The sequence below is a fragment of the Kitasatospora sp. NPDC029367 genome (genome assembly GCF_055569135.1).
The window spans coordinates 65,952-71,951 of sequence record NZ_JBVHYH010000044.1 but is presented as its reverse complement, the minus strand read 5'-3'; the positions used below and the strand labels follow the sequence as shown (position 1 = coordinate 71,951).

The following is a 6,000-nucleotide window of genomic DNA, read 5'->3' as shown; positions in this document are numbered from 1 at the left end:
ACCGACACCGACCAGAATCAGCACCCCCCCCCCCCGGGCCCCCCCCCCCCCCCCCCCCGCACCCCCCCCCCCCCCCCCCCCCCCCCCCCCCCCCCCCCCCCCCCCCCCCCCCCCCCCCCCCCCCCCCCCCCCCCCCCGCCGCGAGGGGAGACCACCGTGACACCGCCGGCCGCAGCCAGCGCCGCCGCCCGTACCGACGACCCGACCAACGACCCCGCCGCGGACCGCACCGCGGCCGCCGACGCCCAGGCCCCCGCCCCCAGCGGGCTGCCCGGCAGCGGCGACGACGACCCCGACGAACGCACCGCGGCGGACCCCGCCGCTCAGCGCCGGACCCACCCGGCCGCATCTCCCGCAGGAGCCCGCTTCACCAGGCCCGGGGGGATGTTCTCCTCCCTGCGCGTTCGCAACTACCGCTACTACTTCGCCGGCCAGGTGGTGTCCAACACCGGCACCTGGATGCAGCGGATCGCCCAGGACTGGCTGGTCCTGAGCCTCACCGGCAGCCCGCTCGCGGTCGGCATCACCACCGCCATGCAGTTCCTGCCGATGCTGCTGCTCGGCCTGTTCGGCGGCGTGCTCGCCGACCGGATGCCCAAGCGCCGGCTGCTGATCTACACCCAGGGCGCGATGGGCTTGCTCGCCGCCGGCCTGGCCGTGCTGACCGTCGGCGGCGTGGTGACGCCGTACTACGTGTACGCCTTCGCCCTGCTGCTCGGCCTGGTCACCGTGGTCGACAACCCGACCCGGCAGGCCTTCGTGTCCGAGATGGTCGGCCCCAAGGACCTCGCCAACGCCGTCAGCCTGAACGCCGCCAACTTCCAGACCGCCCGGCTGGTCGGCCCCGCCGTCGCGGGCCTGCTGATCGCCGCGGTCGGCAGCGGCTGGGCGTTCGCCGTCAACGCGCTGTCCTTCGCCGCCGTGATCGGCGGACTGCTCGCGATGCGCGAGTCCGAACTGCGCCCCACCGAGCCGATCGCCCGCGAGAAGGGCCAGCTGCGCGAGGGCCTGCGCTACGTGAAGGAGCGGCCCGAGCTGCTCTGGCCGATGGTGCTGGCCGGCTTCATCGGCACCTTCGGCTTCAACTTCCCGACGCTGCTCTCCGGGTTCGCGTACGACACCTTCAAGGTCGGCGCCGGCCAGTACGGCCTGCTGAACACCGCGATGGCCGTCGGCTCGCTGGCCGGCGCGCTGCTCGCCGCCCGCCGGGGCGCACCCCGGCTGCGCCGGCTGGTCGGCGCGGCACTGGCCTTCGGCACCCTGGAGGTGGTCGCGGCCTTCGCGCCCGACTACTGGACCTTCGCGCTGCTGCTGACGCTGATCGGGGTGTTCGGGCTGAGCTTCAACACCTCGGTCAACTCCATGCTGCAGCTGTCCACCGACCCCGAGATGCGCGGTCGGGTGATGGGCCTGCTGGTGCTGGTCTTCACCGGAGGCACGCCGATCGGCGCCCCGGTCGTCGGCTGGGTCACCGCCTCGTACGGGCCCCGGCTGGGCCTGCTGGCCTGCGGCGTGGTGTCCGCGCTGGCGGCCGGCGCGGTCGGCCTGGTGCTGGCCCGCAGCGCGGACCTGCGGGTGCGGTTCGACCTGCACCCCGGTCGCGGCGGGCGGGTGGTGGCCGTCGTGCCGCGGGCCGTCCCGGCGCGTACGTCGGAGCTGGCCGCGGCCTGCTGATGATGGGCTGATGGATTGGCTGATGGGCCGCCAGGACGCCTCGAGGCTTGGCCTCGGAGTGTCCTGACGGCGCGTCAGAGTCGGATCTCCAGCAGCTGGCCGGGCCAGGTGCCGGTCGGCAGCTCGACCTCGAAGCCCGCCGTCTCGGTGAAGCCGAGCGCCCGGTACTGGCCGACCAGCTTGCGGTCGTCGCCCGCGTAGCAGTCCACCCGCAGCAGGTCGAGGCCGCGCCGACGGGTCTCCTCGACCGCGTCGCCGATCAGCGCCGCGCCGATGCCGGAGCCCTTGCGGCTGCGGTCGGTGACCAGCAGGCGGACGAACAGCTCGGGCTCCGCCGAGACCGGGACGAACTTCCCCCGCTGCTCGGCCAGCACGCAGCAGCCGATCGTCCGGCCCTCGTCGTCCACCGCGATGCGGACCAGGAACGGCTCCTCGGCGTACGAGGTGACCTGGTCGATCCGAGCCCGGTCGGTGCTGAACGGCCGGTCGCCCCACTGGCCGGTGCGCTTCCCGGCGGCCAGCCAGGAGACGGCGCCGTCGAGCAGGGACAGGATGTCGGGGACGTCCGAGGGACCACCGTTGCGGATCTTCATGGACATCCGTTCTACCCGGAACGGCCGGGCGAGGGAAGCTTGGATCATGAGATTGTTCGTCGCTGTCCTGCCGCCCGTCGAGGCGCTCCAGGGGCTCTCCGACGCGGTCGCGCCGCTGCACGGGCTGCCCGGGGCGGACCGGCTGCGCTGGACCACCGTCGAGGGCTGGCACCTGACCCTGGCCTTCCTCGGCCAGGTGCCGGCCGAGCGGCTGCCGGAGCTGGAGGCCGCCCTGGCGGCCGTCGCCGAGGTGCACCCGGCCCACCCGCTGCGGATCGCCGGCGCCGGCCGGTTCGGCGACCGGGTGCTCTGGGCCGGGGTCGAGGGGCGGACCTGGGCGCTGCGCCGGCTCGCGGAGGCGGTGGCCGGGGCCACCGCCGAGTTTACCGGGGAGGCCGACGCCTTCGCCTTCCACCCGCACCTCACCCTGGCCCGGGCCGGGTCCTCGCGCGGACAGCGGCGGGCCGTGCAGCGGGTCGCGGCGGCCGAGCTGGAGGGGCTGGCGGCGGCGCTGGCGGACTACCGGGGGCCGGAGTGGGAGGCCGCCGAGCTGCACCTGATGAAGAGCGACCTGGCCGGGGGGTTCGCCCACTACGAGTCGCTGCGCTCCTGGGCGCTGGCCGACTGGGGCTGAGGGAGCCGACCGGGGGCTGAGGGGGCCGACCGGGGGCTGAGGGGGCCGACCGGGGCCGAGGGGTTCGGGGCGGGGCCGAGGGGTTCGGGGTGGGCCAGGGTGAGGTGGGGGTGTGAGCCGCAGGTACGCTCGTTGACCGTGGATCCCAAGACTCGAATGCGCATCGTCTCCGGCACCCTGGTGCTGCTGCTGGTCGTCGTACTGATCAGCTCGCTGGTCGGCAAGTAGCCGGGGCGGCCCCGGAACGGCTCGGAGGGGCTCGGAGGGGCTCGGCGCGGCCCCGGAACGGTTGCGGACCGGCCCCGGAACGGCGAGAGGGCCACCGCCCGCAGGCGGTGGCCCTCAGTCGTTGTCCTCGGGGGTCTCAGCCGGCCAGCTGCTCGACCACGTGGTCGATGCAGTGGGTGAGCGCCTCGACGTCCGCCGGGTCGATCGCCGGGAACATCGCGATGCGCAGCTGGTTGCGGCCCAGCTTGCGGTACGGCTCGGTGTCCACGATGCCGTTGGCACGCAGTGCCTTCGCGACCGCGGCGGCGTCCACCGACTCGTCGAAGTCGATGGTGCCGACCACCTGGGAGCGCTCGGCCGGGTTCGCCACGAACGGGTTCGCGTAGGAGGACTTCTCGGCCCAGGCGTACAGCCGGGACGAGGAGTCGGCCGTACGGGCGACGGCCCAGTCCAGCCCGCCGTTGCCGTTGATCCACTCCAGCTGGTCGGCCAGCAGGAACAGGGTGGCGAGCGACGGGGTGTTGTACGTCTGGTCCTTCGACGAGTTGTCGATGGCCGTCGGCAGCGAGAAGAACGGCGGGACGTAGCGGCCGGAGCCGGCGATCTCGGCGGCGCGCTCCAGGGCGGCCGGGGAGAAGGTGGCCAGCCACAGGCCGCCCTCGGAGGCGAAGGACTTCTGCGGGGCGAAGTAGTAGACGTCGGTCTCGGTGATGTCCACCGGCAGGCCGCCGGCGCCCGAGGTGGCGTCCACCAGCACCAGCGAGCCCTCGTCCGCGCCCACCGGACGCTTGATCGGCATCGCGACGCCGGTCGAGGTCTCGTTGTGGGTGAGGCCGTAGACGTCCACGCCGGCCTCGGCGACCGGCAGCGGGTGGGTGCCCGGGGCGGTCTTGATCACCGTCGGCTCGGCCAGCCACGGGGCGGCCTTGACCGAGGAGGCGAACTTCGAGGAGAACTCGCCGAAGTCCAGGTGCTGGGACTTCTCCCGCACCAGGCCGAAGGCGGCGATGTCCCAGAAGGCGGTGGAGCCGCCGTTGCCGAGGACGACTTCGTAGCCCTCCGGCAGCGAGAACAGGCTGCTCACGCCCTCGCGCACGCGCTTGACCAGGTTCTTCACCGGGGCCTGGCGGTGCGAGGTGCCGAGCAGGGAGGTCTGGGTGGCGGCGAGGGCACTCAGGGCCTCGGGGCGCACCTTGGACGGTCCGCAGCCGAAACGGCCGTCTGCGGGCTTGATGTCAGCGGGGATCTGGATCTGAGCCACGCGCGCAGCCTACCGGCGCGGGACTCGCCCGGGATACGGTCGTCCGCCCGCTGAGACTGTGATCTTCGCTGCCCGGGGACGCCGACAGCGGGCCCGGCCGGAGCCGGACCCGCTGGTCAGAGGCGTTCGATCGGCCGCTCGGGCGCGGGGTCAGTGCGCGATGGCGTCCCAGCCCTCGATCTCCTCGGGGCGGCGCGGGCCGGGGCCGATGTAGCGCGCGGAGGGGCGCACGAGGCGACCGGTGCGCTTCTGCTCCAGGATGTGCGCCGACCAGCCGGCGGTGCGCGCACAGGTGAACATCGAGGTGAACATGTGCGCGGGGACCTCGGCGAAGTCCAGCATGATCGCGGCCCAGAACTCGACGTTGGTGGCCAGCACGCGGTCCGGACGGCGGTTGTGCAGCTCCTCCAGCGCGGCCTTCTCCAGCGCCTCGGCGACCTCGAAGCGCGGCGCGCCGAGCTCCTTGGCGGTGCGGCGCAGCACGCGGGCGCGCGGGTCCTCGGCGCGGTAGACGCGGTGGCCGAAGCCCATCAGGCGCTCGCCCTTGTCCAGTGCGTTCTTGACCCAGGTGGTCGCGTCACCGGTGCGCTCGATCTCCTCGATCATGCCGAGCACGCGGGACGGGGCCCCGCCGTGCAGCGGGCCGGACATCGCGCCGACCGCGCCGGAGAGCGCGGCCGCGACGTCGGCGCCGGTGGAGGCGATGACCCGGGCGGTGAAGGTGGAGGCGTTCATGCCGTGCTCGGCGGCCGAGGTCCAGTAGGCGTCGACGGCCTTGACGTGCTTCGGGTCCGGCTCGCCCCGCCAGCGGATCATGAAGCGCTCGACGACCGTCTCGGCCTTGTCGATCTCGCTCTGCGGGACCATCGGCAGGCCCTGGCCGCGGGCGGACTGGGCGACGTAGGACAGCGCCATCACGGCGGCCCGGGCGAGGTCGTCGCGGGCCTGCTCGGCGGAGATGTCCAGCAGCGGCTTGAGGCCCCAGACCGGGGCGAGCATGGCGAGCGCGGACTGGACGTCGACCCGGATGTCACCGGAGTGCACGGGGATCGGGAAGGGCTCGGCGGCCGGCAGGCCGGGGTTGAACTTGCCGTCCACCAGCAGGCCCCAGACGTGGCCGAAGGAGACGTGGCCGACCAGGTCGTCGATGTCGACACCGCGGTACCGCAGGGCGCCGCCCTCGCGGTCGGGTTCGGCGATCTCGCTCTCGAACGCGACGACTCCCTCAAGCCCGGGTACGAAATCGGACATGCGACGGCTCCTTCAGTTCTGCGATCGGTGCCCCGCCGTGGTGGGGCGGCGCTCCAGTGACCGAATCGTGGTTGGCACTCGGTGCCAGAGTGACAGGCACGGGGTGCATTGCGCCATACACCACCGCGGTGATGTTTCCCGTGGGACCACTTGACTTTCCCGTCGGGGGTCGGTCGCGCCCGGGGGACTCCCGGAACCAAACACCAGGTTCCGGACAATTCCCCGTACGGCGGGCAGTCCAGCGGTGGCGAGTCACCATATCTCCGACCGGGGTTCGTCGGAGGTAGCGGTGCCGGTTGCTTGTCGTACGGGATGATGTTGGCGTGCAGACCCCGGAACGCGCCCAGTCGACGCCCCTG

5 protein-coding genes are annotated in these 6,000 nt (G+C 73.4%); 2 read left to right on the top strand and 3 right to left on the bottom strand.

The genetic code is table 11. The annotated features are described in order from the left end of the window. Positions 1 to 384 precede the first annotated feature (384 nt). A complete protein-coding gene (locus ACZ4W5_RS23170; protein ID WP_465656600.1) occupies positions 385 to 1,674 on the top strand; it encodes an MFS transporter in 1,290 nt (429 codons plus the stop codon). A gap of 74 nt (positions 1,675 to 1,748) precedes the next feature. On the opposite strand, the gene ACZ4W5_RS23165 is transcribed toward ACZ4W5_RS23170, so the two are convergent. Next, the gene (locus ACZ4W5_RS23165) at positions 1,749 to 2,315 is read right to left on the bottom strand and encodes a GNAT family N-acetyltransferase (RefSeq protein ID WP_465656595.1); all 567 of its coding nucleotides are present in this window, start codon (positions 2,313 to 2,315) and stop codon (positions 1,749 to 1,751) included. Here ACZ4W5_RS23165 and thpR point away from each other — a divergent pair. Then, positions 2,314 to 2,901 carry an RNA 2',3'-cyclic phosphodiesterase gene (thpR, locus tag ACZ4W5_RS23160; RefSeq protein ID WP_360239294.1) on the top strand — a complete coding sequence of 196 codons (588 nt, stop codon included), beginning with the start codon at positions 2,314 to 2,316 and terminating at the stop codon, positions 2,899 to 2,901. The two genes, ACZ4W5_RS23165 and thpR, sit on opposite strands and share 2 nt — an antisense overlap. A gap of 364 nt (positions 2,902 to 3,265) precedes the next feature. On the opposite strand, the gene serC is transcribed toward thpR, so the two are convergent. Beyond that, positions 3,266 to 4,390, bottom strand: coding sequence for a phosphoserine transaminase (gene serC / locus ACZ4W5_RS23155; protein ID WP_402489074.1), 1,125 nt, complete (start codon positions 4,388 to 4,390; stop codon positions 3,266 to 3,268). 150 nt (positions 4,391 to 4,540) lie between these two features. Further along, positions 4,541 to 5,641: a citrate synthase 2 gene (locus ACZ4W5_RS23150; protein ID WP_360239288.1), complete on the bottom strand. Its 1,101-nt coding sequence runs from the start codon at positions 5,639 to 5,641 to the stop codon at positions 4,541 to 4,543. Positions 5,642 to 6,000 lie beyond the last annotated feature (359 nt).